The organism is Amycolatopsis sp. NPDC098790, assembly GCF_044759945.1.
GTDB lineage: Bacteria > Actinomycetota > Actinomycetes > Mycobacteriales > Pseudonocardiaceae > Amycolatopsis.
On record NZ_JBIWAI010000005.1, the window covers coordinates 657,692 to 682,734 of the forward strand.

The window sequence follows — 25,043 nt, forward strand, 5'->3', positions numbered from 1 at the left end:
CCTAGGGGGCGAAATCGCAGGTAAGGGACATTCCGGCGATACCGCACACCGGGGCAACCCGGCGGCCTCGCCGCGCGTGCAAGGGGGCAGGGTCAGCGGGCGATCAGCAACGCGACCAGGGCCAGCGCGGCCGGCAGCGCCTGGACGAAGAGGATCCGCTTGCTGGCCGTCGCCGCGCCGTAGAGCCCGGCGATGATCACGCACACCAGGCCGTACAGCTGGAGCTGGAACTGGCCGGCGACCAGGCCCCAGACGAGCGCCAGCGCGAGGAAGCCGTTGTACAGCCCCTGGTTCGCGGCGAGGGTCTTGCTCTCCTGCGCGAACTCCTTCGTGGTGCCGAAGGCCGCGCGGGCGCGCGGCGTCGTCCAGAGGAACATCTCCAGGACCACGATGTAGACGTGGATCAGGGCGACCAGCCCGATCAGCACGTCGGCGACGATCGTCACGCGAGCTCTTTCTCGTCGGCCAGGAGCAGGCGCTCCTCGGTGTCGAAACAGGTGTGCGTGCCGGTGTGACAGGCCGGGCCGGTCTGGTCGACGCGCAGCAGGACCGTATCGCCGTCGCAGTCGATCCGCACCTCGCGGACGTGCTGGTAGTGGCCGGACGTCTCGCCCTTGACCCACAGCTTGCCCCGGCTGCGCGACCAGTACGTGCCGCGGCGGGTGGCCAGGGTCGCCGCGAGGGCGTCGTCGTTCATCCAGGCCATCATCAGCACGTCCGAAGTGGCGTGCTCGACGACGACCGCGGCGATCAGGCCGTCGGCGTTGCGCTTGATGCGCGCCGAAACGGCCGCGTCCAGGGTCATGCCCGTACTCCCAGGATGTGCCGCTTGAGCGGCATCGAATTCAACAGGACGAACGCGTAGCCGTAGCCCGCGAAGGAGAGGCCGGAGAACAGCTTGTTCCACCAGAGCGCGGCGCCGAGCAGGAGGAACGCGTGCAGCAGCGCGAACACCACGGAGACGACCAGGCCGCCGATGCGGGCGCTGCCCATCTTCAGCACGAGACCCGTCGTCACCACGCCGCCGAGGATGAGCGCGAGCGCGGGCATCCGGTAGATCTCGAGGCCCGAGCCGGCGCTCAGCACCGGGATCAGGTCGAGCAGCGCCCACGCGACCGGCAGCCCGACCAGCAGCGCGGCGGTGACCTTCACCTCGGCGGGTGCCTGCCAGGACTTCACCGGACCTCGACCCCGCCTTCGCGCAGCGCGTCCTTGACGTCGCCGATCTTCAGCTGTCCGAAGTGGAACACGCTGGCCGCGAGCACCGCGTCCGCGCCCGTTTTCACGGCGGGCAGGAAGTGCTCGACCGCGCCCGCTCCCCCGCTGGCGATCACCGGGACGCGCACGGCCTTGCGGACGAGCTCGATGAGCTCGAGGTCGAAGCCGTTCTTGGTGCCGTCGGCGTCCATGGAGTTGAGCAGGATCTCGCCGACGCCCAGCTCCTCGCCGCGGGCGGCCCACTCGACGGCGTCGATGCCGGTGCCGCGGCGCCCGCCGTGCGTGGTGACCTCGAAGCCGGACGCGGTCGGCTCGCCGCCCTCGGGCACGCGGCGCGCGTCGACCGACAGGACGATGCACTGGGCGCCGAACCGGCGCGAGGCCTCGTGAAGGAACTCGGGCCGGGCGATGGCGGCGGTGTTGATGCTCACCTTGTCGGCGCCGGTGCGCAGGAGCCGGTTGACGTCGTCGTTGCTGCGCACGCCGCCCCCGACGGTGAGCGGGATGAAGACCTGCTCGGCGGTGCGGCGGACGACGTCGTAGGTGGTGTCGCGGTCGCCGGAGGAGGCCGTGACGTCGAGGAACGTCAGCTCGTCGGCCCCCTCGGCGTCGTAGCGCCGGGCCAGCTCGACGGGGTCGCCGGCGTCGCGGAGGCCGGCGAAGTTGACACCCTTCACGACCCGGCCCGCGTCGACGTCGAGACAGGGGATCACCCGCACCGCGACAGACATGCCCACCAGCGTAGTCATGGGCGTTCTAAGCTCGGACGATGGCACGGGCGGGGCGGCGGCCCGGACAGACGGAGACGCGCGAGAAGATCCTCGACGCGGCCCGCCACCGGTTCGCCGAGCTGGGCTACGACGGCGCGACGGTCCGCGGGATCGCCGCCGACGCGGGCGTGAACGCGGCCCTGCTGCACCATTTTTTCGGCAGCAAGCAGGCGCTGTTCGCGGCGGCGATGAACCTGCCGGTGAACCCGGCGACGTTGGTCCCGGCGATCCTGAGCGGCCCCCGTTCGAGCGTCGGCGAGCGGCTGGTGCGGGCGTTCCTGTCGGTGTGGGCTTCGCCAGCGGGCCGGACCCCGTTCATCGCAATGCTCCGAGCGGCGGCGACGAACGAGCAGGTGGCGCTGATGATGCGCCAGTTCATCGAGCGCACGGTCCTGGCCGAGGTGGCCCGGGCCCTGGAGGTGCCCCGGATCCGGGTGACGGGCATCGCGGCGCAGATGATGGGGGTGGCGTTGCTGCGGTACGTGATCAAGCTGCCGCCGTTGGCCGAGGCGGACGACGAGGAGATCGTGGCGCTGCTGGCCCCGGTGGCGCAGTACTACCTCGAGGGCCGCGAAAGTGTCGGTCCCCCCGGGTAAACTGGAGACCGGGGGCGGCGCCACAGCGCTCGTTCGCGTTCCGGGCTCGTTCACGTTCCGGCCACCCGATTCGTCTACTTTGCCCCGCGTGCGCAGACTCCTCCCGGTGGCCGTCGCCGCCCTCTCGCTGGTGACCGCCGTCCCCGCCTCCGCCGCTCCTCGGGATCCCTCGCCCGTCGCGCAGACCCAGGCCTTCGCCGAACCCGCCGACGCCGACGACCCCGCCATCTGGGTGCACCCCCACGACCCCGCCCGCAGCGTCGTGCTCGGGACGCTCAAGGAAGGCGGCCTCGCCGCGTTCGACCTCGACGCGCGGACCCTGCAGCTCGTCCCGGCCGGCGAGGGCGGGCGGTTCAACAACGTCGACGTCGTCGGGGACCTCGCCGTCGTCAGCGACCGGGGGCGGGACCGCGTCCGCGTCTACCGGATCGACCCGCGGGGCGCCGCCGCCGGCGCGGACGTCCTGCGGGACGTCACCGACCCCGCCGCCGCGCGCGTGTTCCCGGAGTCCGATGTGGACGAACAGCGCACCGCCTACGGCCTGGCCGCGGGCCGCGACCCGGTCACCGGGACCCGCTGGGTGGCGGTGACCCGGCGCCACGAGACGCGCGTCGCGCTGCTGAAGCTCGTCGACCTGCCCGGCGGCTTCGTCGGCACCTCGCCGCTGGCCACCGTCGACCTGCCCTCCTCCTTCCGCCTGCCGGACGGCACGACGTGGTCGCCCTGCGAAGAACCCGGCGAAGGCCCGCAGCTGGAGGGCTCGGTCCTCGACGGGCGGGTGCTCTACACCGCGCAGGAGGACGTCGGGATCTGGCGGATCCCGCTCACGACCCGCGGCTTCGGCCGGCCCGAGCTCGTCGACCGCGTGCGCTCGTACGGCGTCCCGCAGCGGTGGGACGCGGCCGCCGAGGAGTGCGTGCCGGACGGCGCCGACCCCGGCTTCGGCGGCAGGTGGCTGACCGCCGACGCCGAGGGCCTGGCCGTCGCGCACGGGACGCTGTTCGCCTCCAGCCAGGGCGACTCGCGGTTCGTGGTCTACGGCCCGCGCACGCGTGACCTGCGGATCGTCGCGGGTCGCGGCACGGACTCGGTGGAGCACTCCGACGGCTCGGCGATCAGCACCGCGTACCTCGGGAAGCGGTTCCCGCACGGCCTCCTGGTGGTCCACGACGGCGAGCGCCGCCCGGCCGCCGGCGACCTCGCGACCACGGGATTCGCGTTCGTGCGACTGGAGGACGTCCTCCCCCGCTAGGGGGAATTCTACCGACACACCATTGTCCCGCATTTGTCCGGCGCGCCGGTCACGGTGATTGATTAACCGTGACCGGCGCTTTCACAAACAGCCGAAATAGTCCACTGATGGCGGTATTCCCGGCATCGATCTCGCGTAGGTTCCACGGCATGCCGCGCCTCCATTCCGCGCTCGCCGTCGTGCTCGTCGCCGCATTCGCCTCCCCCGTTTTCCCGGCCGCCGCGCCGGCCGCCACACCCACCGCGACCGCCGCCGTCTGCGACCACCAGCCCGCCCTGAACCCGCAGCCACCGGCCGGCGCCGTGGTCGTCGACGCGGGCGTCGAGGGCGACCTGTCGGTGAAAACGCTGACCTCGCCGCCGGGGACCACCTTCTGGCTGCCACCGGGCACGCACCTGCTGGCCCCGGACCAGTTCGGCCAGGTCATCCCGAAGGACGGCGACGTCTACCTCGGCGCGCCCGGCGCCGTGCTCGACGGCCGTTCGGTCAACCGCGCCGCCTTCACGCAGCAGGCCAAGGACGTCGTGATCCGCGGCCTGACCATCCAGAACTTCGTCGCCCCGCAGGACCAGGGCGTGGTCAACCACGACTCCGGCGCGCACTGGGTGATCGAGAACAACACGATCCAGTACAACCGCGGCGCCGCGCTGATGGCCGGCGCCCGCCAGGAAGTGCGCGGCAACTGCCTGCGCGACAACGGGCAGTACGGCATGAACGCCTACCGCCCCGACAACGCGATCACCGGCTTGCTCGTCGAGGGCAACGAAATCTCCGGCAACAACGTCGACGACTGGGAAACGCACTCCCCCGGCTGCGGCTGCAGCGGCGGAATCAAATTCTGGGCGGTCGACGGCGCCGACGTCCGCGGCAACTGGATCCACCACAACCACGGCGCCGGGCTCTGGGCCGACACGAACGACAACGATTTCCTGATCGAGGACAACGTCATCGAGGACAACGACGCCGAAGCGATCTTCTACGAGATCAGCTACAACGCCGTGATCCGCCACAACGCGATCCGCCGCAACAACGTGGTGGCCGGCAGCCGCCGCGCGTCCCGCGGCGACAACTTCCCGTCGGCGGCGGTGTACCTCTCGGAGTCCGGCGGCGACCCCCGTGTCCCGGCCCGCACCGACGTCCTCGACATCTACGGCAACACGTTCGAGGACAACTGGTCCGCGATCACGCTGTGGGAGAACGCCGACCGCTTCTGCAACAGCCCGGCGAACACGTCGACCCAGAGCTGCACCAAGCTGGTCGCCGACCGCACCCGGTGTTCGGCGCCGGCCATCGAGGACGAGCCGCTGTACGGCGACTGCCGCTGGAAGACCCAGCGGGTGGAGATCCACTCGAACACGTTCCGCTTCGACCCCGCCCGGCCGGGCTGCAACGGCATGTGCGGCCGGATGGCGGTGCTGAGCAACTACGGCACGTACCCGTCGTGGTCCCCGTACCGCGGCACGCTCGTCCAGGACGCGATCACCCACGACCAGGACAACTACTGGTACAGCAACGACTACTTCGGCCCGTGGGTGTTCGTGGCGGGTGACACTTCGCGCAGCTTGACGCCGGAGCAGTGGCAGAACGAGCCCTGGAACCAGGACGACTGCGCCAGCTTCGACGGGGTGACGCCGAACTGCTGATCCGCCGAGCCGAGGGGACGGCTCGGCGGGGGCTGCAGGGTGCCCTGCGCCCTTACCGACCGGAAGGCCCGCTCGCGCCGGCAGAAGCTCCGCTCGCGCCGGGGCGCACCGAAGTGCGCATGAGCGAGTTCTCCCCCGGACCGGCTGCACCCGCACGAACCCGCCGCAGCCCGCGCCGGCCGGCTCCCGCCCCTGCGCGAGCTCCTGTCCGCGAAACCCGCCGCAGCCCGCGCCGGCCGACTCCCGACCCTGCGCGAGTTCCTGTCCGCGAACCCGCCGCGGGTGCCGCACGAGCCGTCCTGTCACCAGAAGAACACCCGCGGCACGCTCACCCGCGGTGGCGGGATGCGCGGCACCCGCGCGATCTCCGGGGGCACCGAGAACCGCTCCGGTGGGGTGTAGCCGCGTGAGCCGTAGCCGTAGCGCCAGGCGTCGTACGACGGCAGCCGGTAGTACTCGGGCGGGGGCAAGCGCAGCGGCTCGAGCAGCGGGAGCCGGCCCGTCGAGTCGAGCGGCACCGCCCGGCTCCTGGCCTCGATCGCCTCCGTCACCTTCCGGTCGAGCTGCCCCGGCGCCGCCCGCAGGGCCGACGCCGATGCCTGGAACACGCGGGCCGCTTCCTCCGCACGGGGTGCCGCGGCCGCCACCGGGCGGCTGACGTCGATCGTGTCGACCAGGCGCGCCGCCTCGCGGTCGGCGGCCGGGCCGAAGTCCGCCGGCGTGCGCAGGGCGATCTGGACCAGCCGGTCGTAGAGCCGGCCCAGTCGCTCCTGCAGGGTCTTGTCGGCCGCCTCGGCGAACGCCTGCACCAGCGGTTCCAGGATCGGGACCGCGTCCGTCACCGGCTTCGTCAGCGCCACGATCCGCTCGCTGCCGACCTTTTCCAGTTGCAGGGTCACTTTCTTGCGGCTGTCCGACACGAGGTCGATCCCCGGCTCGGCGCCCCGCGCGCCGACGACCGCGTCGGCGGCCGCCACCTGTTCCGGGGTGACTCCGGACGGCACCTCGGCCGGCCGCGCGCCGTCGACCCGCACCTCGGCCGGGAGCGCCTCGACCTGCGCCCCGCGCAGCGTTTCGGCGCGGACGGCGTCGTCCACCGCGGGCACCACCACGTCGTAGCCCACCCTGGCGGTCTCGGCCTGGCTCCGCGCCGCGTCGACCAGCCCCGGCAGTTCCCCGCGCCGCACGGCGAGCGCGTCCCGGTACGCCCGCGGCATGGCCGCTTCGACCTTGCCGTACAGCTGCCCCGCCACCCGCTGGGTCACGTCCTGCTGGATCTTCCGGGTCACGTCCGCGTAGCCCTGCTGGGCGACCTTGAACTTCACCTGCAGGTCGGTGGCCGGCACGCCGAGCTGCATGCCGAACAGCGACACCGACGCCAGCGTGGCGAGCCCGGCGGCCGCGGGCCCGCTGTACTTCGTGTAGAAGTCGGCCGTCCGGCCCAGGCCCGCCGCCATCCGCCCGCGCCGGCCGTCTTCGCGGCGGGCGAGCAGCAGGCACGTCAGGAGGTACACGCCGATCAGCACCGCGAACACCGAGAACTCGCTCAGCTTCAGGTGCTCGGAAAAGAACCGCGACACCGTTTCGAAGAACCGTTGCAGGGAGATGAGCCACCCGGTGTCCGACGTGTCCGCGAACCACTGCAGGTACGCCGACAGCCCCAGGTACGCCGTCGCGGCCACGCCGACCGGCACGAGGTACAGCACCCCGAACGCGGCCAGGTGGTAGCGCAGCCCCGAACCGGCGCCCGCGAACCGCCGCGTGTACCCGCGGCACCCCGCCACCAGACCCCAGACCGCGCCCGTGACCAGCGCGAACGGGCCGATCGCGAAAGCCGCCACCAGCACCGCCACGACGGCCAGGCTCGCCGTCACCTTCCCCCTCGTCATCGTCCCTCCTCCCGGGCCGGTTCCTCCCGGATCCCAGGAAAGCACGGGCCACCGACAGGTTTCGCCGGGCAACCGGATGACCGCGGGAAAACCGGGAACGCACCGGAGCCGACGCTCACCCGGACCGGTGAACGGAGAGCCGCCGCACCGACGATCGACCCGCCGGCGAAAGCCGGGGTGTGACCGCGACGACCCCGGACTGGGCCGAACCGGTGAACTCGTCCGGGAAAAGATTTTCCGCCAGCGTGCAGCACCTCGGCCACCTCGTGCGTCCATAGGGGGTGGGTTTCGAAGACTTCGTGGCGGAGCGGCTGGACGGGCTGCTGCGCTACGCCACCGTCCTGACGAACGACCCGCACCTCGCGCAGGACATCGTCCAGGACGTGCTCTTGCGCGCCCAGCAGCGGTGGGACGGCATCGCCTCGCCGCCCACCTACGTGCGCCGGATGGTCACCAACGAGTACCTCTCCTGGCGCCGGCGGGCGGTGCGGCGGATGGTGCCGAGCAGCCACGACGTCCTCGACGCGCTGAGCCCGCCCGAACCCGACGCCTCGGCCGCCTTCGACGAGCGGGACGCCATGCTCGGCCTGCTCGCGACGCTGCCCCGCAAGCAGCGCGCGGCGATCGTCCTTCGCTACTACGAGAACTACTCCGACGCCGAGATCGCCGCCGTCCTGCGCTGCGGGACCTCCACCGTGCGCAGCCAGATCTCGCGCGCCCTCACCACCCTGCGGGCCGCCCCGCGCACCGACGTCCTCACCACCGGAGACCACGGATGACCCGCAGCGAGCACGAGACCGAGACGCTCATCCGGGACAGCCTCGAGCGCCTCGCCGCCCGCGCCCCGGACGGCTACGCCGTGCGCGACGCGCTCGCGCGCGCCGACCGGAAACGGCGCCCGTCGGCGCGCCTGGCCCTCGCGGCCGCGGCGGTGGTCGTGCTGGTCGTCGGCGTCGTCGCCGGCACGCAGCTGCTGACCCGGCCGGACCTCGCCCCGGCCGCGAGCCGCCCGGTGCTCGGCTACAGCCCCGGCTGGCTGCCGGACGGCTTCACCGAGCAGTACCGCGAGGGCGGCCCCGGCACCACGCCGCAGGTCCGGCGGTGGTTCGCCGGCGCCGCGGAGGTCACGCTGTCGGCCTACTCGACCGCCGACCCCGAGTGGTCGCAGACCGAGCTGCGGATCGCCTCGATCCGCGACCAGGTCCTGGTGAACGGCCGCGTCGCCATGGTCACCGGCGACACCGGGACGGCCGCGCTGATCACCTGGCTCGCCGACGACGACCACGTCCTGACCGCGCGGGTCGGCGGGGTCCCGGACGCCCGCGTGGTGGCGCTGTGGATCGCCCAGGGGGTCACCGCCACGCCGGTCGGCGTCCGCGGTGAGCTGCGGTTCGGCCCGCTCCCGGCGGGGCTGACCGAGCGTTCGGCCGCGGTCAAGGGCACCGGGCCGGGCGACGCGAGCACCGAGCTGACCGCCGCCGACCCGGCGCGGCCGGCGGAATCCGCTGTCCGCGTCACGGCGAGCGCGGGCTCCCCCGGCGTCAACGGCGCCGCACCCGTCACCGTCCGCGGCGGCCAGGGGTTCTTCGCGAACGGCACGGTCGCCGTGCGGCTGCCGTCCGGGCGCTGGCTGACGGTGTCGGGCGCGCGGCCGGAGAGCGAGCTGGTCGCCGTCGCGAACGGCGTCCAGCTCGACCCCACGCCCGACTACCGGTGGCTCGGCCGGGCTACCAGCTGATCATCGGGAACCAGATGATCCCGAGCCTGCCGAGCACGCGGACGTCCCAGTAGAGCAGCGTGAACGTCCCGCCGACGAGCAACGCGGCGCCGGTCACCGCGGCGATCCGGGTCGGCTTCGCGGCGAACCAGCGCTGCAGGCGCCCGCGCGTGGCGTAGGTCAGGATCAGGAACAGGACCGCCATGATCACGATGTTGCCGAGCGACTGCAGGGCGAACGCGGCGGCGCCGTAGAAGACGTTGTGCTGCTCGGCGGCGCTGCGGAACATGATCCGGAACAGCGGGTAGGGCCGCCCGATGAGGAACCCGCCGATGAGCGCGCCCATCAGGACGTGCGGCGCCGCCGGGTGCCGCCGGACGAACGCGGCGAAGGGGTTGCGGACGATGCCGAGCGCGACCAGGCCCATCAGCAGGAACACGAGCCCGACGATCCCGAACGCGACCATCGACTGGATGCTGCGGGGGCTCAGCCCGGTCGTCTGCGCGGTGGAGAACTGCGGCATGCCCGTGCCGACGAGCGCGACGATCACGCCGTAGACGATCGAGACGGTCAGCATGCCGGCGGCGATCCAGCCGAGCGGCTTGAACGGGCTGCGCTTCTCGCCCGCCTGGCCGCCGACCAGCGGAGCGACCGCCCCGAACGCGGCGATGTTGCACGCGGTGAAGGAGCCGGCGAGCCCGGAGACGAACGCGAACAGCGTCCCGGCGAGGGCGCCGCTGATCGGCGTCGCTTTGGCGTCGTGGCCGAGGAGCCCGTTGGCGACGCTGTCGCCGATCACGGAGTCCACGAAGGGCGCCGACCAGATCGCGGTCAGCCCGAAGCCGGCCAGGACCGCGACGACGGCGATCGCGGCGCGGCGGGCGGGGTACGGCCCTTCGCCGAAGAAGCCTGCTTGGGGATGAACGGGGACTTCGTGCTTGACGGTCATCGACGTTCCCTCCAGTACGCGGGCGCGCGGCCCGACCGATGAATCGTCGCAAGACCGGGGCTTGGCGCGCTTCTGCCGTCATGCCCCATCGCGTTGCGCCGCTTCGCCCCTTGACTCCGGAAACTCATCGCGCGCAGAATTAAACGTATGACTAATTCAGCGCTCGAAGTCACCGGCCTGCGGGTCCGGCGCGGTGGCCGGCTCGTGGTGCGGGACGTGGGCTTTTCGGTGCCGCGCGGGGCCGTCACCGGGCTGCTCGGCCCGAGCGGCTGCGGCAAGACGACGCTGATGCGCGCGATCGTCGGCGTTCAGATCGTCGAAGGTGGCACGGTGACCGTGCTCGGTCTGCCCGCCGGCAGCCCGCCGCTGCGGCGGCGGATCGGCTACGCGACGCAGAATCCGGCGATCTACGCCGACCTGACCGTCCGCGAGGCGCTCAAGTACTTCGCTGCGGTGCTGCGCGCGCCCGCGTCCGATGTGGACAGAGTGATCGCCGAGGTCGGCCTGGAAGACCACGCCGGCAAGCTCGTCGGCTCGCTGTCCGGTGGGCAGCACAACCGGGCGAACCTGGCCGTCGCGCTGCTCGGCACGCCGGAGCTGCTGGTGCTCGACGAGCCGACCGTCGGGCTCGACCCGGTGCTGCGCGACGAGCTGTGGGCGCTCTTCCGCCGGCTCGCCGACGGCGGCGCGACGCTGCTGGTGTCCAGCCACGTCATGGACGAAGCCGCGCGCTGCGACCGGCTCCTGCTGATGCGCGAAGGCACGCTCCTGGCCGACGACGCGCCCGCGGTGCTGCGCGAGCGCACCGGCGCCGCCGACCTCGAAGGGGCCTTCCTGCACCTGGTGAGGACGGCATCGTGAACCCGGCACTGACGCTCGCGACCACGCGGCGCATCCTGACGCAGCTGCGGCACGACCCGCGCACCGTCGTGATGCTGATTCTGGTGCCGACGCTGCTGATGATCCTGCTGCGGTACGTCTTCAACTCGACGCTGGTGTTCAGCCGCGTCGCGCCCGCGCTGCTCGGGGTGTTCCCGTTTCTGATCATGTTCCTGATCGCGTCGATCACGACGTTGCGCGAGCGGACGACGGCCACCCTCGAACGCCTGATGACGCTGCCGATCGGCCGGCTCGACCTGCTCTTCGGCTACGCGCTGGCGTTCGGCGCGATCGCCGTCGTCCAGGTTTCGCTGGCGGCCGGTGTCTCGCTGTGGTGGCTCGGGCTCGACCTCGCGGGGTCGGTCGGGATGCTGCTGGTGATCGCCGTCCTCGACGCGCTGCTGGGCATGGCGCTCGGGCTGTTCGTGAGCGCGTTCGCGCGCACCGAGTTCCAGGCGATCCAGTTCATGCCGGTGTTCGTGCTGCCGCAGATCCTGCTGTGCGGGCTGTTCGTGCCGCGCGGCGACATGGGGTGGCTGCTGCGGTGGCTCTCGGACGTCATGCCGCTGTCGTACGCGGTCGAGGCGCTGACGCGCGTCACGGCGTCGTCGACGGTGGACGCGGTGATCCTGCGCAACCTCGTGGTGGTGGCGTGCTGCGCGCTGCTGGCGCTGGTGCTCGGCGCGGCGACGCTCCGGCGGCGGACGCCGTGACTACCGTGGTGCCATGGCCTCCGAAACGGACCGGCTCGCCGCCGAGCGCTACGTCCTGCTGACCACGTTCCGCCGTGACGGGCGCGCGGTGCCGACCCCGATCTGGCTGGCGGGCGACGCGGGCGAGCTCGTGTTCTGGTCGGAACGCAAGGCGGGCAAGGTCAAGCGCATCCGCAACAGCGGGCGCGTCGAGGTCCAGGCGTGCGACCTGCGCGGGCAGAAGACGCACGGCGCGGTGGTCAGCGGTCAGGCGCGGCTGCTGGACCTCGCGGAGACCGAGCGGGTGCGCAAGGCGATCGCCCGCAAGTACGGCGTCATCGGGCGCGTCACGATGTTCTTCTCGAAGCTGCGCGGCCCGGCCGACCGGACGGTTGGCATCGCGGTCAAGCTGGACGGCTGAAGCTGCGGAACCCGCGGCGCAGGTAGTTCGGCAGCGCGTTCGGGTGGTCGAGGGTCGAGGTGTGCAGCCAGACCCTTTCCGTGCCGGGGAGTGCCCACGCGTCGGCGACGACGAGGGTGAGCGCGTAGCCGCCGAGTCCTTTGCCGACGAATTCGGGCAGGAGGCCGAAGGTGGTGATTTCGACGTCGGTGTCGTTTTGGGACTCGAAGTCGGCGGCACCGGCTGTTTCGCCGCGGTACTCGATGAGTCGGTACTGACGTTGTGGTTCGGCGAGCCAGTGTTCCCAGTCTTCGTCGCTGCGGGTCGCGCTCGGCCAGAGGTAGGGGGTGCCGATCCTTCGGTGCAGGTCCCGGATGAGCGGGCCGGGCTCGGCGGGTCTCAGCGTGACGCCGTCGACGACCGGCGCGGGGTTGAGCTGCCCGGCGGCGGTCATTTCGAGCTCGGTGACGATCTCTTCCACCCGCGGCAACCTACGGCTCCCGGGGCTCGGTGTCAGCCCCTTTTGCGCGTGGTTACGCCATCGCGCGCAACGCGGCCCCGAGTGCGGCCGAGTCGTGGTCCGGGCCGCAGCCTTCGACGATGACCAGGTCGCCCGGGATGTGGTCCGCTCGCAGGGCGAGGATCTCCCGGTAGGCGGGCGAGGCGTACCACTCGTGTGCGGCGGCGAGGCTCGGGAACTCGATGACCACCAGCGTTCCCGGCCACTCCCCCTCCATCACCTGCGGCTGCGCACCGTGCACGACGAACCTGCCACCGTACGGGTCGAGCGTCGCCTGGATGCGTTCCAGGTACTCGAAAACATCCTCGTGCAGCACGGCGAGCGGGCGGAGGTGGGCTAGTCCGTAGGCGTTCTTCGTCATGCCCTGAATCTTGGCGACGAAGCTGTACGGCGTCGATTACGCCGGAGGTAACGGGTGCCCGGTCAGACCTTCGAGACCGCCGCAAGAGCCTCCGGCAGCGTGAACGCCCCCGCGTAAAGCGCCTTACCCACGATCGACCCCTCGACCCCATCGGCGGCCAACCCCGCCAACGCCACGAGATCGTCCACACTGGACACCCCGCCCGAAGCGATCACCGGCGCGTCCGTGCGCGCGACGACGTCCCGCAGCAGCTCCAGGTTCGGGCCGCGCAACGTGCCGTCCTTGCTCACGTCCGTCACCACATAGCGGGACGCGCCGTCGCGGTCCAGGCGCTCCAGGACCTCCCACAGGTCGCCGCCGTCGGAGGTCCAGCCGCGGGCTGACAGGCGGTGACCCGCCTCGGTGATCCGGACGTCCAGGCCGATCGCCACGCGGTCGCCGTACTCGCCGATCACGCGCGCGGTCCACTCCGGGTCCTCGAGCGCGGCCGTGCCGAGGTTGACGCGGCGGGCGCCGGTGGCCAGCGCGGCCTTCAGGGAGGCGTCGTCGCGGATGCCGCCCGACAGTTCCACCTGGACGTCGAGCCGGCCGACGACGTCGGCGAGCAGCTCGCGGTTGCTGCCCTTGCCGAACGCGGCGTCGAGGTCGACGAGGTGGATCCACTCGGCGCCGTCGCGCTGCCACGCCAGCGCCGCTTCGAGCGGGCTGCCATAGGAGGTCTCGGTGCCGGCCTCGCCCTGGACGAGTCGCACGGCCTGGCCATCGGCCACATCAACGGCGGGAAGCAGCGTGAAAGTCACGCCGGTAACTCTAGGGCGGAGACGCGCGTCACCCGGTCAGAGGGTCGCGAGCCAGTTCTTCAGCAGCCGCGCGCCGGCGTCGCCGGACTTCTCGGGGTGGAACTGGGTGGCCCAGAGCGGCCCGTTCTCGACCGCCGCGACGAAGTCCTCGCCGTGGTTGGCCCAGGTCACCTTCGGCTCCTGGCCGATGCCGGATTCGAGCTCCCACTTGCGCGCGGCGTAGGAGTGGACGAAGTAGAACCGCTCGTCCGGGTCGAGCCCGGCGAACAGCTGCGAATCGGCGGGCGCGCGCACGGTGTTCCAGCCCATGTGCGGCAGGACGTCGGCGTCGAGCCGGTCGACGACCCCCGGCCACTCCCCCGTGCCCTCGGTCTCCTCGCCGTGTTCGACGCCGCGGGAGAAGAGGATCTGCATGCCGACGCAGATGCCGAGCACCGGACGGCCGCCGGCGAGCCGCTTGCCGATGATCCGGTGGCCCTTGACGTCGAGCAGCCCGGCCATGCACGCCGAGTAGGCGCCGACGCCGGGCACGACCAGGCCGTCGGCCTCGACGGCGGCATGGGGATCGGCGGTGACCTCGACGTCGGCTCCCGCGCGCGCCACAGCGCGTTCGGCGGAGCGGAGGTTGCCGGAACCGTAGTCGAGGATCACCACACGAGACACGCCACCCAGCGTAGCCGTAGGGCTCAGCGGCGCTCGACCGAATAGACGTCCGTCACGGCGGCGAAGCGCTCCTCGGGAGTTGAGGCGGTGGCGGCGGCTCCGCGATCCTGCCACAAGTCGGTCACGCGCCGGAAGAATCTTGGAGAAGCACGTTTCGGCGTCCCGCGCGCTGGGTATCAAGCGACACGATCGTGTGGGCACGGCCTGCGCGACCGGACGCCAGGGAGGCGAAGATGGCCGAGGACGATCTGCTGTCCCAGATGCTGCACGCCTGGCGTGACGACATCGAGAGCGTGCCGTTTCCGCAGTTCAGCGAGCTGCTGATCCCCCGCCAGCAGGTCCGGCCGCGCTGCACGCCGAGTTCTTCTGTTGCCCGCGTGACGAACGCCACGCGGAGGACAGACGCCTGACTGTGGTTTCCTGCGGGGGCCGCATCGACGCGTCCCCCGGGAGCCCTCATGAGCAGCCGCACCCCTGACCCGCACGACTTCCTCGACCTCGACGCCGGGCTCGCCGAGGAGGAGCGCGGCATCCGCGACGCCGTCCGCGCGTACGCGAAGGACAACCTGCTGGACCAGGTCGCGGACTGGTACGAATCGGGCTCGCTGCCGGCCGCCGAGCTGGCCAAGGGCTTCGGCTCGCTGGGCCTGCTGGGCATGCACCTGGAGGGCTACGGCTGCGCCGGCACCAGCGCGGTCGCGTACGGCATCGCGTGCCGGGAGCTCGAAGCCGTCGACTCGGGGTTGCGGAGCTTCGTCTCGGTGCAGGGGTCGCTGGCGATGTACGCGATCCACAAGTGGGGCAGCGAGGAGCAGCGGCAGGAGTGGCTGCCGCGCATGGCCACAGGCGACGCGCTGGGCTGCTTCGGCCTGACCGAGCCGGACGCGGGCAGCGACCCGGGCTCGATGCGGACGCGCGCGGTGCGCGACGGCTCGGACTGGGTGCTGTCGGGCACGAAGATGTGGATCACGAACGGAACGGTCGCGGACGTCGCGGTGGTCTGGGCCCAGACGGACGACGGGATCCGCGGCTTCGTCGTCCCGACGTCGACGCCGGGGTTCACGGCGAACGAGGTCAAGCACAAGCTGTCGCTGCGGGCGTCGCTGACGGCGGAACTGGTCCTGGACGGCGTCCGGCTGCCCTCGTCGGCGGCGTTCCCCGAGGTCCGGGGCTTGCGCGGACCGTTGTCCTGCTTGAACGAGGCGCGGTACGGGATCTTGTTCGGCGTGGTCGGCGCCGCGCGCGCGTGCTACGAGGCGGCGTTGGAGTACACGCTGTCGCGGTCGCAGTTCGGCAAGCCACTGGCCGGGTTCCAGCTGACGCAGCGCAAGCTCGCGGACCTGCTGGTGGAGGTCAACCGAGCCGGCCTGGTGGCGCTGCAGATCGGCCGGCTGAAGGACGCGGGGACGTTGCACCACAACCACGTGAGCTTCGGCAAGATGGCGAACGTGCGGTCGGCTTTGGACGCGGCCCGCTCGGCGCGTTCGATGCTGGGCGCGAACGGGATTTCGCTGGAGTACCCGGTGATGCGCCACATGGCGAACCTGGAGACGGTGCTGACGTACGAGGGCACGGAGGAGATGCACGCGCTGTCCCTCGGCCAGGCGGTGACGGGGCTGGCGGCGTTCCGCTGATCCGTTTTTGTCGGTGGTGAGCAGTACCTTTTGCATCGTGGACTTTTCTTCGTACGAGACGGTGCTGGAGCTGCGCCGCTACACCCTGCACCCGGGGCGCCGTGACGAGCTGATCTCGTTGTTCGAGCGCGAGTTCGTCGCGCCGCAGGAGGCCGTGGGGGCGCACCTGTTCGGGCTGTTCCGGACCTCGGCGTCCCCGGACGAGTTCGTGTGGCTGCGGGGGTTCTCATCTCTCGCTGCTCGCGCTGATGCGCTTTCCGCGTTCTACTCCGGGCCGGTCTGGCGGCGTTTCCGGGACGAGGCCAACGCGACGATGGTGGACTCGGACAACGTAATGCTGCTGCGTCCGGTCGTGCGCGGGTTGGCTTCACCGCCGCCGGGGGCGGGGGTGTACGTGTCGCTGAAGGCGTCGCCGTCGGCTTTCGCGGTGTTCGAGACGGAGCCGTCGCCGAACAACTTCCCGCAGTTGCCGGTGCGGACGGACGGGCCGTTCACGGTGTCGTTCAGCCGTTCGGCGTCTCCCGGAGCCGAGTCTTTGGAGGCGACTTCGCGGTCGTTACTCCGATGAGAGCAGTTCGGTGAGCCCGTTGGGGTAAAGGATTTTTGTGCCGGCTCGGAAGTCGGTCATGGCAATCCAACGCACGGTTACCGAGTCGTCGTCGAGGATTTTGAGGTCCTCGCGAACGTAGAAGCTGTGCTCGTTGAAAGCAGCGGCGAACACGAAGGCGATCTCGTGTCCCGGCTTGCCCTGCCAGATGAAGACGTTCTCAAGTACGCCCAGCCGCTCGCCCACGATGAGCTCGGCATCGAGCTCCTCAACTAGCTCACGCTTCAGTGCGTCCACTGCTCGCTCGCCGAACTCGATCCCACCCCCGAGCGGCCGGTAGTAGGTTTCGCCTTTGACTTCGTCTCGCCCTTCGAAGACGAGCAGCTCATCACCGCGCCGGATCACACCCAAGGCGATCGGCCGGATAGTCGACCCCATGTCGGTCACGCTATCGGACCGCTGCTCCCGAAGCACAGCCCAGCCGAGCCAAACCACACCGACGACCACGAGAACCCCGACAGCGAGCCAGGCCCACCCTGCTCCGAACACCCCCGCAACAGCGACCACAGCGATCCCCACTGGGGGCACCGCCCAGGGCGAGAAGCCCATCACCACCTCGCTCACCTTGTCGACTAAGCCTGAATGCTGGCCTAACATGGTCGGATCCTGGAGGACGGGGTGACGCGGATGCGAAGACTTCGGCTCGTCCTCGCGCTCACCCGAACACAGGGCCGTCTCGGCTACAAGGGCGACTTGCGCGGACCGGGACGCGGACAGTTCCGCCCCGGCGATCGCTGCCCGCAGCCGAACTGCACGGGCATCCTCCAACTCGACGCGGACGGCGACGAGTACTGCCCGAAGTGCAAACGCTCACCTGACGAGCCGCCTGCGGGTAGGAAACGGTGACAGCACCGTCCTTCGCCGAAAGCACCCTTACCATCGGCAGCAAGATCGGTCGCTATTTCGGGCTTGTCAGTATGCTGCCCGCGCTCTTCTTGGTCCTGTGGTCGGCCACCCTCGCGGTGAGCGACGCTTGGCGGGGCGCACCGAAAGTTGGCCAGCTCTCGGCCTTCGCCCACTGGACCTCCACAGGCATAGCCTGGATCTTGCTGGCGAGCCTGGTTGCCGGGCTGTTTGTGCACCCGCTGCAGTTCGCGACAACGCAAGTGCTCGAAGGTTACTGGGGCACCAGTTTCCTCGGACGCAAAGCCGCGCTGCTGCGGATCCGACACTACAGCAAGAGGCGACAGAAGTTAGTGGATGCGCGCGACGCGGCTGCCGCGGCTCTGGAGGCCGAGGTAGTCGCCGCGCTCACTGCGATCAGACCAGAAGACCCTCCCCCCTGGGAACGTACTCTTTTCGAGAAGCGCAAAAAATTCTTACTGAACTCCGAGGACGGAGAGCAATTCCTTCACCGGATCGTCGACGCCGAGGTGTTCGCGTACGCAGCGAGCAGATTTCCGGATCCTTCGCGGATATTGCCCACGAGACTCGGCAATGCCCTGCGCCGCGAAGAAGACCGAGTGGGCAAGCAGTACGGGCTCGACGTGTTGAAGGTGCTTCCGCACCTACTCCTCACCGCTCCTGAACGACACGTCGACCACGTTCAGGACGCGCGTCAGCAACTCGATACGACGGTCCGCCTGGGCGTCGTTTCATTGTTGGCCACGCTCGAGACGACCGCTTGCCTGCTTACGGATGGCTGGTGGCTACTGGTCGCTCTAGGTCCCTATGCACTGACCTACTTGGCCTATCGAGCAGCGATCGCAGCAGCGGACGAATACACGACTGCGGTCAAGATCTTGACTGACCTGAACAGGTTTACTCTCTACGAGAGCCTCCACGTTCGTCTGCCAGTGAGCACCGCCGAGGAAAAGCGGAATAGCGCCGCGCTTGTAGAACTCCTGAACGGAAAGCACGAGAATGTGAGCTACAAGCACCCTGCGTCGCCTACTCCCCCAGGAAATCCTTGATCGACAGCCTCAGCGACCCGGCATCCAACCCGTGCGCCAAGTCGTGGTCGGCGATCCCGCCGTACGTCCGCACCTCCGCATCCCGCCGCACGCCCAGTGACTTCAACCGATGCGGCAGATCCGACAACGCCTCAGCCACCCAATGTGCCGAAGTCCCCGCCAGATAAGGCTCAACGAGAACCACTGAAGGCGAAGCCGAAAGCACCGCCGACCGCAGACCGGCCGAATCGAATGGCCGGATCGTCGACGCATACAGCACCGTGACGTCCAGACCAGCGCACGCCCTCAGCACCCGGTCCAGCACCGGACCGACCGCCACAACAACCCCCGAAGACCCGAACCGCAGCCGCGTGAAGCCCACTCCGAGATGCGGCGAAGCATTCGACTGCGCCGAGAGGCGCAAGTAAACCCGCCCATCCCCAGGGATTGACTCCAGCAGCAACCGGCGGGCCTCCGAAGCATGCCCCGGCACGTGGATCGTCCATCCTGGCAACGAATCGATCAAAGCCACATCACCCGGAGACTGGTGCGTCCTCCCCTCGGTCGACATGTCGTACGAAGCCCCGTACGACACCAGAACCCCTCCCACCTCCTGGTGCGAAAAGTCCAGCTTGATCTGCTCGAACGCCCGCTCCACCAAAAACGACGGAAACGTGTGCACAATCGGCCGCAACCCCGCCAACGCCAACCCAGCCCCCGCGCTGACCAACAACTGCTCCCGGATCCCGACATTGATCACGCGATCAGGGTGACGCTGGGCAGCACCAGCCAACTGGGCCGCCGAAATGTCCGCCAGCACCACCGCCACCTCCGGGTCCGCGTCCAGGATCTCCTCGGTGGTCCGCAAAAACGCTTTCCTCATCACAAACCCTTCGGCTCGACGACGGCGACCACGGCCAACGGCCGGCCCGGATGCGGAGATGTAAAAGCCGAATACAACGCCGAATGGTCGCGACCGGACACCGTGCGCGTCTCCCAGCCCTCGACCTCGAAGCGGCGCCCTATTCCTCCCGGCCAGCCTCGCGTTGACGACTGGTTGTCGATCACCACCGTTGTCAGGTTCTCCAAGCCCGACCGCGCCGCGACGACGATCGCTTCGTGGTTCGAACCCTCGTCCAGCTCTGCGTCGCCCACCAGGGTCACGACTTTTGAACGCAAGCCGCGCGCCCGCAGGCCCAGGGCCGTTCCCAGCGCGATTGGGAGGCCGTGACCCAAGGATCCGCTCGAGATCTCGACGCCCGGTACGCGCCGGCGGTCGGGGTGGTGGCCCAAGCGGGACAGCGCGTTCGACCACGTCGGCAGCTCCGCCTCCTCCAGGAACCCCTTCACCGTCAGCACCGCGTAGTAGGCCATCGGACCGTGCCCTTTGGACAGCAGGAACCGGTCGCGGTCCGGTGACCGGAAGTTCGCCGGGGTGATGTCGAGCACGCGGTCGTACAGCACCCACAACACGTCCACAGTGGACTCCGCGGCGGCGTGGTGCTTGTCGTCGCCGGTCATCAGGGAAATCAGGCGCGGCAGATCCGCGTACCCCGGTTCGGTCGCAGTCGTCATGTCTTCGACGATGCAACCTCGACTAAACTCGAAGTCAAGGATAGCCTGAGCTGGTGACGAGGCTCGCTGAACATCTCAGCATCGGACAGGTCGCCGACCGCAGCGGGGTGCCGCACACGGCGCTGCGCTTCTACGAGGAAAAAGGGCTGATCAGCTCGGAGCGGTCGGCGGGCAACCAGCGCCGCTACCCGCGCTCGGTGCTGCGCCGGATCGCGTTCATCCGCGCCGCGCAACGGGTCGGGCTCTCGCTGGAGGACATCAGCTCCGCACTGAAAACGCTGCCCGCCGACCACGCCCCGACGAAAGCCGACTGGGCGCGTCTGTCCCGCGACTGGCAGCACGAGCTCGACGCCCGGATCGACGCCTTACAACGCCTGCGCGACCGGCTCACCGGCTGCGTCGGCTGCGGGTGCCTCTCGCTGCGCAGCTGCGCCCTCTACAACAACGACGACGCGCTGGCCCGCTTCGGGCCGGGGGCGAGCAAACTGCGTCCGGCGGTCGAAGGCGGCATCTAAATCGCTTGCCCGCCGCGGGATCCTGGGCAGGAAATGAACGAGAAAGAAACGATCCGCATCTCCAAACGGCTGGCGCGCCACCTGCGCCACGATCCCGCCGCCATCGGCCTCACGCTGAGCCCGGACGGCTGGGCGCCGGTCGAGCAGCTCCTGCGCGCACTCAAGATCACCCGCGAGCAGCTCGACGAAGTCGTCGAGACGAACAACAAGCGCCGCTTCGCCTTCGACGAAACCGGTACGCGCATCCGCGCCAGCCAGGGCCACAGCGTCGACGTCGACCTCGGGCTGGCGGACGCCGTCCCGCCGGACGTCCTCTACCACGGCACGGTCGCGAAGTTCCTCGACGCGATCCTGCGCGAAGGACTGCGTCCGATGAACCGCCACGCCGTCCACCTGTCGGCGACGGTCGACACGGCACGCGTCGTCGGCGCCCGGCGCGGGAAGCCGGTGATCCTGCGCGTCGACGCCGCGGGGATGGCCGCCGCGGGACACGCGTTCCAGGTCAGCGCGAACGGCGTGTGGCTGACGGCCGCGGTGCCGCCGGAGTACCTCTACCGCGTCGGCTGAGGGCTACGCCGTCGAAACCGGCGCCAGACCGCGCCGGCGGGGGCGGCCCAGCAGGCGGCGGCCCACGTCCAGCAGCTCCGCGCGCAGCTCTTCGTCGCCCAGCCGGGCCAGGTCCGGGGAACCGCCGGCCATCGCGATGCCCGTCAGCGTCACCATCGCGTTGACCCGGGCCGACGGCGTCGGGTCCGGGCCCGACAGGATGCCCAGCAGCGCCTGGCCGAAGCCCTCCATGCCGCCGTGCGCAGACTTCTCGATCGCGCGCACCAGGCCCGGGTCGCTCGAGAACAGCGCCACCAGCGCGCGGTGCCGGATCACCAGGTCGACGAACCCCTCCAGCAGCAGGTCCACCTGCGCGCCGCGGCGCTTCTGCGCGGCGGCGCGCAACACCAGCTCGTCCAGGTCGCGGACGCCGGGCTCGGCCACCGCCTCGGTGATCTCCGCCTTCGTCTTGAAGTGGTAGTAGACCGCGGCCTTGGTGACCCCCAGCGCGTCGGCGATCATCTGCAGCGACGTGCCCTCGACACCGTGTTCGGTGAACAGCCGCAGCGCGGTCTGCAGCAGTCGGGTCCGGGTGTCCCCGTCCGGGCCGGCGGTCATTCTTCCTCCTCAGCGAGCCGTCGGAGCGTACGTCACTCCCTGTCGATCGGCAAACCGACTACTAGCCGATCGGCTGGGATAAACCTTGCTGTTCGGCAAGTCACATACTTGCCGATCGGCTTGGACCTCTCCTTGCCGATCGGCTAGCTTGGTCAGTAACTAGATGGAGTGAACCGACCCCGTTCGGGCGAAACGGAGCTGACTCGTGGCGACCTTCCTGTACCGGCTCGGCCGGCTGTCCTTCCGACGGCGAGCGCTGGTCGCCGCCGTCTGGGCGGCCGTCCTCGTGGCACTCGGGCTGGGCGCCCTCACGCTGTCCGGCCAGCTGTCCAACTCGGTGACGATCCCCGGCACCGAGTCGCAGCGGGCCGTCGACCAGCTGACCGAGAAGTTCCCGCAGGCCAACGCGGGTGGCGCGACCGCGCGCGTCGTCATCGAGGCGCCCGCGGGCACCACGGTCACCGACGCCAAGGGCAAGGCCGCGGTCGAGGCGCTGGTCGGGCAGCTGAAGACGGCACCGAAGGTCGCCGCCGTCGTCGACCCGTTCCAGGCCCAGTCGATCTCGCCCGACAAGCACGTCGCGCTCGCCCAGGTCAGCTACGGCGCGAAGGCGTACGAGCTCACCGACGGTGACCGGCAGGCCCTGCTGAACACGGCGAACGCGGCGCGCGACGCCGGGTTCACCGTCGAGTTCGGCGGCGACGCCGTGCAGGGCATCCCCGAAACCGGCGCGACCGAGGGCCTGGGCGTCGCGGTCGCCGCCGTCGTACTGATCATCACCTTCGGCTCGCTGGTCGCGGCCGGGATCCCGCTGCTCACCGCGCTGATCGGCGTCGGCACCGGGATGGGCGGCATCTTCCTCGCCTCCGGCTTCCTGGAGCTGAACTCGAACACGCCGATCCTCGCGCTGATGATCGGGCTGGCCGTCGGCATCGACTACGCACTGTTCATCGTGTCGCGCTACCGGCACGAGCTGAGCCTCGGCCGCGATCCCGAAGAGGCCGCGGGCCGCGCCACCGGCACCGCCGGCTCGGCCGTCGTGTTCGCCGGGCTCACCGTGATCATCGCGCTGGCCGGGCTCACCGTCATCGGCATCCCGTTCCTCGGCCAGATGGGCGTGGCCGCCGCGGTCACCGTCGCGGTCGCCGTGATCATCGCGCTGACGCTGCTGCCCGCGATCCTCGGCTTCGCCGGCACCCGGGTCGCCGGCGAGCGCATCCGGCTGCGTCGCAAGCCGGTCGAAACGACGCACGGCGAGCGTTGGGCGCGGTTCGTCGCCCGCCACCGGTGGCCGGTGCTGCTCGTCGCGGTGGCCGGGATGGCCGTCGTCGCGCTGCCCGCGCTCGGCATGCAGCTCGGCCTGCCCAACGACAGCACCGCCGCGCCCGAGTCGACGCAGAAGAAGGCGTACGACATCGCGAGCCGCAGCTTCGGCGAGGGCTCGAACGGGCCGCTGCTGGTCGTCGTCGACACCGGCGCGAGCACCAACCGGGAGGCCGCGCTCGGCCAGGCCGCGGCCGACATCCAGAAGCTCCCCGACGTCGCCGCTGTCACCCCGCCGCGCGTCAACCAGACCGGTGACACGGCGTTGCTCACGGTGATCCCGAAGAGCGGGCCGAGCAGCACCCAGACCGAGGACCTGGTGGCCGCGATCCGCACCGAATCCGGTGTCCTGGAGAACGCGACGGGCGCCAAGCTGTCCGTCACCGGGCAGACCGCGGCGAACATCGACGTCTCGGAGAAGCTGTCCGACGCGATGCTGCCATACCTCGCGCTGATCGTCGGGCTCGCGTTCGTGCTGCTGATGCTGGTGTTCCGCTCGGTGGTCGTGCCGCTGAAGGCGACGATCGGGTTCCTCGGCTCGGTCGCGGCGACGTTCGGCGCGGTGGTCGCGGTGTTCCAGTGGGGCTGGCTGACGGACCTGCTCGGCGTCGAGTCGACCGGGCCGATCATGAGCATGCTGCCGATCCTGCTCATCGGTGTCCTTTTCGGACTCGCGATGGACTACCAGGTGTTCCTGGTGACGCGGATGCGCGAGGAGCACGTGCACGGCGCGGAGCCGCAGGAAGCGATGGTGACGGGCTTCCGCCACGGCGCACGGGTGGTCGTCGCGGCGGCGCTGATCATGATCAGCGTATTCGCCGGCTTCATCCTGGCGGAGTCGACGCTGATCCAGTCGATCGGGTTCGCGCTGGCGTTCGGCGTGCTGGTGGACGCGTTCGTGGTCCGGATGACGCTGGTGCCGGCGGTGATGTCGCTGCTGGGCCGCGGGGCGTGGTGGCTGCCGAAGTGGCTGGACCGGATTCTGCCGGATGTTGATGTCGAGGGCGAGAAGTTGACGAAGCACTTGGACGCGCCGGGTGACGAGCCGCGGGAGCTGGTCGGCGCGAGCCGGTGATTCCTGGTTGTCCACAACCGCGAGTTGTGGACAACCAGCCTTCGGCCGGCGCCGGCACTCCGGGACCACCGCCCAGCGCCGCGGCTTCGCCGAAATTCCGCTGCCCACCCCACCGAGCAAGCCCCACCCATCCCTGGGGGCTGACCCCGGTCCAGTTTACCGGCGCCGACCGACGAAACCGGGTGAACGGCCCTCTCGGCGGCCCGCTTGTCCACATCACGGCGGCGTTGTGGACAACCGAGCGGCTACCGGCTGATAAGCCGCTAGGGAGCACGGCGACGCCTCGGCCGAACGTTATGAACGACTCTTTCATGCCGTCCGACGCGCTGAAAGAGTCGTTCATGCCGTCCGGCCCGCCGCACCGAGCCACGTTGGCCGACGGCAGGGATCGGAGAGCCGCAGACAGCAGGCACGACCTCGCCGGGAAGGGTGGGGCCGGCCGCGGTACCCGGTCAGCCAGGTGCGGGAACGCCGTCGAGGACGATCACCGGGAACACCCGGTCGGTGTTCCGCTCGTAGGCCGACGTGCCGTCGGAAACCAGGCCGTAGAGGCGGTCGCGTTCTTCGCCGGTCGTCACGACGGCCTGGGCCTCGTGGGTACCGGAGCCGAGTTCGACCGTCACCGCCGGGTTCGCTCGCAGGTTGTGGAACCAAGCCGGGTGTCTGGGGGCACCCGCCTTGGAGCCGACCACGAAGACGCGGCCCCGGTCGTCGACCGCGAAGCCGAGCGGGACCGTCGACCGCCGGCCGGTGCGGGCTCCCGTTGTGGTCAGCAGCAGGATCGGGAACGGTGGTTCGCTCACTCTCCCCCGGTTGGCGCGGAACTCGCTGATGACGCCTTCGTTGTAGGTCCGGAACTCCTCGTCGGTGGGCATGGTCCTCCTCGGCTCGTCTGGAAGGTGGACCGCC

At 70.3% G+C, this 25,043-nt stretch carries 30 protein-coding genes; 15 read left to right on the forward strand and 15 right to left on the reverse strand.

Features of this window, described 5'->3' with window-relative positions:
• Nucleotides 1–92: 92 nt before the first annotated feature.
• From ACIQWX_RS36620 to hisF, 4 genes are read right to left on the reverse strand one after another with little or no spacing between them, the layout of a single operon-like run.
• On the reverse strand, nt 93–446 hold the full coding sequence (locus ACIQWX_RS36620; RefSeq protein ID WP_400881182.1) for a DUF1304 domain-containing protein: 354 nt from the start codon (nt 444–446) through the stop codon (nt 93–95).
• Nucleotides 443–805 (reverse strand): phosphoribosyl-AMP cyclohydrolase, encoded by a 363-nt coding sequence (hisI, locus tag ACIQWX_RS36625; RefSeq protein ID WP_400881184.1) that lies wholly within the window; start codon nt 803–805, stop codon nt 443–445. The genes ACIQWX_RS36620 and hisI overlap by 4 nt, the downstream gene beginning before the upstream one ends.
• On the reverse strand, nt 802–1,179 hold the full coding sequence (locus tag ACIQWX_RS36630; protein WP_400881185.1) for a hypothetical protein: 378 nt from the start codon (nt 1,177–1,179) through the stop codon (nt 802–804). The genes hisI and ACIQWX_RS36630 overlap by 4 nt, the downstream gene beginning before the upstream one ends.
• Nucleotides 1,176–1,949 (reverse strand): imidazole glycerol phosphate synthase subunit HisF, encoded by a 774-nt coding sequence (hisF, locus tag ACIQWX_RS36635; protein WP_400881187.1) that lies wholly within the window; start codon nt 1,947–1,949, stop codon nt 1,176–1,178. The genes ACIQWX_RS36630 and hisF overlap by 4 nt, the downstream gene beginning before the upstream one ends.
• A gap of 38 nt (nt 1,950–1,987) precedes the next feature.
• Between hisF and ACIQWX_RS36640 the strand changes: the two genes are divergently transcribed.
• The 3 genes from ACIQWX_RS36640 (at nt 1,988) to ACIQWX_RS36650 (ending at nt 5,479) form a co-directional block, all read left to right on the forward strand.
• A complete protein-coding gene (locus ACIQWX_RS36640; RefSeq protein WP_400881189.1) occupies nt 1,988–2,584 on the forward strand; it encodes a TetR family transcriptional regulator in 597 nt (198 codons plus the stop codon).
• 106 nt (nt 2,585–2,690) lie between these two features.
• Nucleotides 2,691–3,836 (forward strand): phytase, encoded by a 1,146-nt coding sequence (locus tag ACIQWX_RS36645; RefSeq protein WP_400881465.1) that lies wholly within the window; start codon nt 2,691–2,693, stop codon nt 3,834–3,836.
• A gap of 149 nt (nt 3,837–3,985) precedes the next feature.
• Nucleotides 3,986–5,479, forward strand: a complete 1,494-nt coding sequence (locus ACIQWX_RS36650; RefSeq protein ID WP_400881191.1) for a right-handed parallel beta-helix repeat-containing protein — start codon at nt 3,986–3,988, stop codon at nt 5,477–5,479.
• A gap of 302 nt (nt 5,480–5,781) precedes the next feature.
• Here the strand turns inward: ACIQWX_RS36650 and ACIQWX_RS36655 are convergent, their stop codons facing one another.
• On the reverse strand, nt 5,782–7,368 hold the full coding sequence (locus ACIQWX_RS36655) for a hypothetical protein (protein WP_400881193.1): 1,587 nt from the start codon (nt 7,366–7,368) through the stop codon (nt 5,782–5,784).
• Between the two features lie 281 nt (nt 7,369–7,649).
• Between ACIQWX_RS36655 and ACIQWX_RS36660 the strand changes: the two genes are divergently transcribed.
• The gene (locus ACIQWX_RS36660) at nt 7,650–8,147 is read left to right on the forward strand and encodes an RNA polymerase sigma factor (RefSeq protein WP_400881195.1); all 498 of its coding nucleotides are present in this window, start codon (nt 7,650–7,652) and stop codon (nt 8,145–8,147) included.
• Nucleotides 8,144–9,106: a hypothetical protein gene (locus tag ACIQWX_RS36665; RefSeq protein WP_400881197.1), complete on the forward strand. Its 963-nt coding sequence runs from the start codon at nt 8,144–8,146 to the stop codon at nt 9,104–9,106. The genes ACIQWX_RS36660 and ACIQWX_RS36665 overlap by 4 nt, the downstream gene beginning before the upstream one ends.
• Here the strand turns inward: ACIQWX_RS36665 and ACIQWX_RS36670 are convergent.
• A complete protein-coding gene (locus tag ACIQWX_RS36670; RefSeq protein ID WP_400881199.1) occupies nt 9,096–10,034 on the reverse strand; it encodes a hypothetical protein in 939 nt (312 codons plus the stop codon). The genes ACIQWX_RS36665 and ACIQWX_RS36670 overlap by 11 nt on opposite strands.
• Nucleotides 10,035–10,181: 147 nt before the next feature.
• On the opposite strand from ACIQWX_RS36670, the gene ACIQWX_RS36675 reads away from it, so the two are divergent.
• From ACIQWX_RS36675 to ACIQWX_RS36685, 3 genes are read left to right on the forward strand one after another with little or no spacing between them, the layout of a single operon-like run.
• Complete coding sequence (locus ACIQWX_RS36675) at nt 10,182–10,895, forward strand: ABC transporter ATP-binding protein (protein WP_400881201.1); 714 nt, start codon at nt 10,182–10,184, stop codon at nt 10,893–10,895.
• On the forward strand, nt 10,892–11,626 hold the full coding sequence (locus tag ACIQWX_RS36680) for an ABC transporter permease (protein ID WP_400881203.1): 735 nt from the start codon (nt 10,892–10,894) through the stop codon (nt 11,624–11,626). The genes ACIQWX_RS36675 and ACIQWX_RS36680 overlap by 4 nt, the downstream gene beginning before the upstream one ends.
• A 13-nt stretch (nt 11,627–11,639) precedes the next feature.
• Nucleotides 11,640–12,026: a PPOX class F420-dependent oxidoreductase gene (locus ACIQWX_RS36685; RefSeq protein ID WP_400881205.1), complete on the forward strand. Its 387-nt coding sequence runs from the start codon at nt 11,640–11,642 to the stop codon at nt 12,024–12,026.
• On the opposite strand, the gene ACIQWX_RS36690 is transcribed toward ACIQWX_RS36685, so the two are convergent.
• From ACIQWX_RS36690 to hisH, 4 genes are all read right to left on the reverse strand, one after another.
• Nucleotides 12,010–12,486: a GNAT family N-acetyltransferase gene (locus ACIQWX_RS36690; protein ID WP_400881207.1), complete on the reverse strand. Its 477-nt coding sequence runs from the start codon at nt 12,484–12,486 to the stop codon at nt 12,010–12,012. The genes ACIQWX_RS36685 and ACIQWX_RS36690 overlap by 17 nt on opposite strands.
• A 52-nt stretch (nt 12,487–12,538) precedes the next feature.
• A complete protein-coding gene (locus tag ACIQWX_RS36695) occupies nt 12,539–12,886 on the reverse strand; it encodes a DUF1330 domain-containing protein (RefSeq protein ID WP_400881209.1) in 348 nt (115 codons plus the stop codon).
• Between the two features lie 62 nt (nt 12,887–12,948).
• On the reverse strand, nt 12,949–13,686 hold the full coding sequence (priA, locus tag ACIQWX_RS36700; RefSeq protein WP_400881211.1) for a bifunctional 1-(5-phosphoribosyl)-5-((5-phosphoribosylamino)methylideneamino)imidazole-4-carboxamide isomerase/phosphoribosylanthranilate isomerase PriA: 738 nt from the start codon (nt 13,684–13,686) through the stop codon (nt 12,949–12,951).
• A 36-nt stretch (nt 13,687–13,722) separates the two neighbouring features.
• Entirely contained in the window at nt 13,723–14,340 is a 618-nt protein-coding gene (gene hisH / locus ACIQWX_RS36705) for an imidazole glycerol phosphate synthase subunit HisH (RefSeq protein ID WP_400881467.1), read from the reverse strand.
• Between the two features lie 242 nt (nt 14,341–14,582).
• Here hisH and ACIQWX_RS36710 point away from each other — a divergent pair, with 242 nt between their 5' ends.
• Genes ACIQWX_RS36710 through ACIQWX_RS36720 form a run of 3 tightly spaced genes read left to right on the forward strand, consistent with a single transcriptional unit; the run spans nt 14,583 to nt 16,551 of the window.
• Nucleotides 14,583–14,759 carry a hypothetical protein gene (locus tag ACIQWX_RS36710; RefSeq protein WP_400881213.1) on the forward strand — a complete coding sequence of 59 codons (177 nt, stop codon included), beginning with the start codon at nt 14,583–14,585 and terminating at the stop codon, nt 14,757–14,759.
• 48 nt (nt 14,760–14,807) lie between these two features.
• Nucleotides 14,808–15,983: an acyl-CoA dehydrogenase family protein gene (locus ACIQWX_RS36715; RefSeq protein WP_400881215.1), complete on the forward strand. Its 1,176-nt coding sequence runs from the start codon at nt 14,808–14,810 to the stop codon at nt 15,981–15,983.
• A 37-nt stretch (nt 15,984–16,020) separates the two neighbouring features.
• On the forward strand, nt 16,021–16,551 hold the full coding sequence (locus ACIQWX_RS36720; RefSeq protein WP_400881217.1) for an NIPSNAP family protein: 531 nt from the start codon (nt 16,021–16,023) through the stop codon (nt 16,549–16,551).
• Here ACIQWX_RS36720 and ACIQWX_RS36725 read toward each other — a convergent pair.
• Entirely contained in the window at nt 16,540–17,154 is a 615-nt protein-coding gene (locus ACIQWX_RS36725; protein ID WP_400881219.1) for an NUDIX hydrolase, read from the reverse strand. The two genes, ACIQWX_RS36720 and ACIQWX_RS36725, sit on opposite strands and share 12 nt — an antisense overlap.
• A gap of 278 nt (nt 17,155–17,432) precedes the next feature.
• Here ACIQWX_RS36725 and ACIQWX_RS36730 point away from each other — a divergent pair, with 278 nt between their 5' ends.
• Nucleotides 17,433–18,503: a hypothetical protein gene (locus ACIQWX_RS36730; protein WP_400881221.1), complete on the forward strand. Its 1,071-nt coding sequence runs from the start codon at nt 17,433–17,435 to the stop codon at nt 18,501–18,503.
• Here the strand turns inward: ACIQWX_RS36730 and ACIQWX_RS36735 are convergent.
• Entirely contained in the window at nt 18,481–19,365 is an 885-nt protein-coding gene (locus ACIQWX_RS36735) for a transketolase family protein (protein ID WP_400881223.1), read from the reverse strand. The genes ACIQWX_RS36730 and ACIQWX_RS36735 overlap by 23 nt on opposite strands.
• Nucleotides 19,365–20,057 carry a thiamine pyrophosphate-dependent enzyme gene (locus tag ACIQWX_RS36740; RefSeq protein ID WP_400881225.1) on the reverse strand — a complete coding sequence of 231 codons (693 nt, stop codon included), beginning with the start codon at nt 20,055–20,057 and terminating at the stop codon, nt 19,365–19,367. Before ACIQWX_RS36740 ends, ACIQWX_RS36735 begins: the two co-directional genes overlap by 1 nt.
• 53 nt (nt 20,058–20,110) lie before the next feature.
• Here ACIQWX_RS36740 and soxR point away from each other — a divergent pair, with 53 nt between their 5' ends.
• Together soxR and ACIQWX_RS36750 are read left to right on the forward strand one after the other, a co-directional pair.
• On the forward strand, nt 20,111–20,572 hold the full coding sequence (gene soxR / locus ACIQWX_RS36745) for a redox-sensitive transcriptional activator SoxR (protein WP_400881227.1): 462 nt from the start codon (nt 20,111–20,113) through the stop codon (nt 20,570–20,572).
• 33 nt (nt 20,573–20,605) lie between these two features.
• Complete coding sequence (locus ACIQWX_RS36750; RefSeq protein WP_400881229.1) at nt 20,606–21,139, forward strand: RNA 2'-phosphotransferase; 534 nt, start codon at nt 20,606–20,608, stop codon at nt 21,137–21,139.
• A 3-nt stretch (nt 21,140–21,142) separates the two neighbouring features.
• On the opposite strand, the gene ACIQWX_RS36755 is transcribed toward ACIQWX_RS36750, so the two are convergent.
• Complete coding sequence (locus ACIQWX_RS36755) at nt 21,143–21,736, reverse strand: TetR/AcrR family transcriptional regulator (RefSeq protein ID WP_400881231.1); 594 nt, start codon at nt 21,734–21,736, stop codon at nt 21,143–21,145.
• Nucleotides 21,737–21,941: 205 nt separating this feature from the next.
• Between ACIQWX_RS36755 and ACIQWX_RS36760 the strand changes: the two genes are divergently transcribed.
• Nucleotides 21,942–24,134, forward strand: coding sequence for an MMPL family transporter (locus ACIQWX_RS36760; protein WP_400881233.1), 2,193 nt, complete (start codon nt 21,942–21,944; stop codon nt 24,132–24,134).
• Between the two features lie 452 nt (nt 24,135–24,586).
• Here ACIQWX_RS36760 and ACIQWX_RS36765 read toward each other — a convergent pair whose 3' ends face one another.
• Nucleotides 24,587–25,009, reverse strand: a complete 423-nt coding sequence (locus ACIQWX_RS36765) for a nitroreductase/quinone reductase family protein (protein ID WP_400881235.1) — start codon at nt 25,007–25,009, stop codon at nt 24,587–24,589.
• Nucleotides 25,010–25,043: the final 34 nt, after the last annotated feature.

Coding starts and splice junctions, on each gene's coding strand:
- hisI (WP_400881184.1), bottom strand. CDS start 805: ATGACCCTGGACGCGGCCGTTTCGGCGCGCATCAAGCGCAACGCCGAC.
- ACIQWX_RS36710 (WP_400881213.1), top strand. CDS start 14,583: ATGGCCGAGGACGATCTGCTGTCCCAGATGCTGCACGCCTGGCGTGAC.
- ACIQWX_RS36695 (WP_400881209.1), bottom strand. CDS start 12,886: ATGACGAAGAACGCCTACGGACTAGCCCACCTCCGCCCGCTCGCCGTG.
- ACIQWX_RS36715 (WP_400881215.1), top strand. CDS start 14,808: ATGAGCAGCCGCACCCCTGACCCGCACGACTTCCTCGACCTCGACGCC.
- ACIQWX_RS36665 (WP_400881197.1), top strand. CDS start 8,144: ATGACCCGCAGCGAGCACGAGACCGAGACGCTCATCCGGGACAGCCTC.
- ACIQWX_RS36755 (WP_400881231.1), bottom strand. CDS start 21,736: ATGACCGCCGGCCCGGACGGGGACACCCGGACCCGACTGCTGCAGACC.
- ACIQWX_RS36685 (WP_400881205.1), top strand. CDS start 11,640: ATGGCCTCCGAAACGGACCGGCTCGCCGCCGAGCGCTACGTCCTGCTG.
- ACIQWX_RS36640 (WP_400881189.1), top strand. CDS start 1,988: ATGGCACGGGCGGGGCGGCGGCCCGGACAGACGGAGACGCGCGAGAAG.
- ACIQWX_RS36670 (WP_400881199.1), bottom strand. CDS start 10,034: ATGACCGTCAAGCACGAAGTCCCCGTTCATCCCCAAGCAGGCTTCTTC.
- ACIQWX_RS36765 (WP_400881235.1), bottom strand. CDS start 25,009: ATGCCCACCGACGAGGAGTTCCGGACCTACAACGAAGGCGTCATCAGC.
- ACIQWX_RS36735 (WP_400881223.1), bottom strand. CDS start 19,365: ATGAGGAAAGCGTTTTTGCGGACCACCGAGGAGATCCTGGACGCGGAC.
- ACIQWX_RS36655 (WP_400881193.1), bottom strand. CDS start 7,368: ATGACGAGGGGGAAGGTGACGGCGAGCCTGGCCGTCGTGGCGGTGCTG.
- ACIQWX_RS36750 (WP_400881229.1), top strand. CDS start 20,606: ATGAACGAGAAAGAAACGATCCGCATCTCCAAACGGCTGGCGCGCCAC.
- ACIQWX_RS36675 (WP_400881201.1), top strand. CDS start 10,182: ATGACTAATTCAGCGCTCGAAGTCACCGGCCTGCGGGTCCGGCGCGGT.
- ACIQWX_RS36740 (WP_400881225.1), bottom strand. CDS start 20,057: ATGACGACTGCGACCGAACCGGGGTACGCGGATCTGCCGCGCCTGATT.
- hisF (WP_400881187.1), bottom strand. CDS start 1,949: ATGTCTGTCGCGGTGCGGGTGATCCCCTGTCTCGACGTCGACGCGGGC.
- ACIQWX_RS36650 (WP_400881191.1), top strand. CDS start 3,986: ATGCCGCGCCTCCATTCCGCGCTCGCCGTCGTGCTCGTCGCCGCATTC.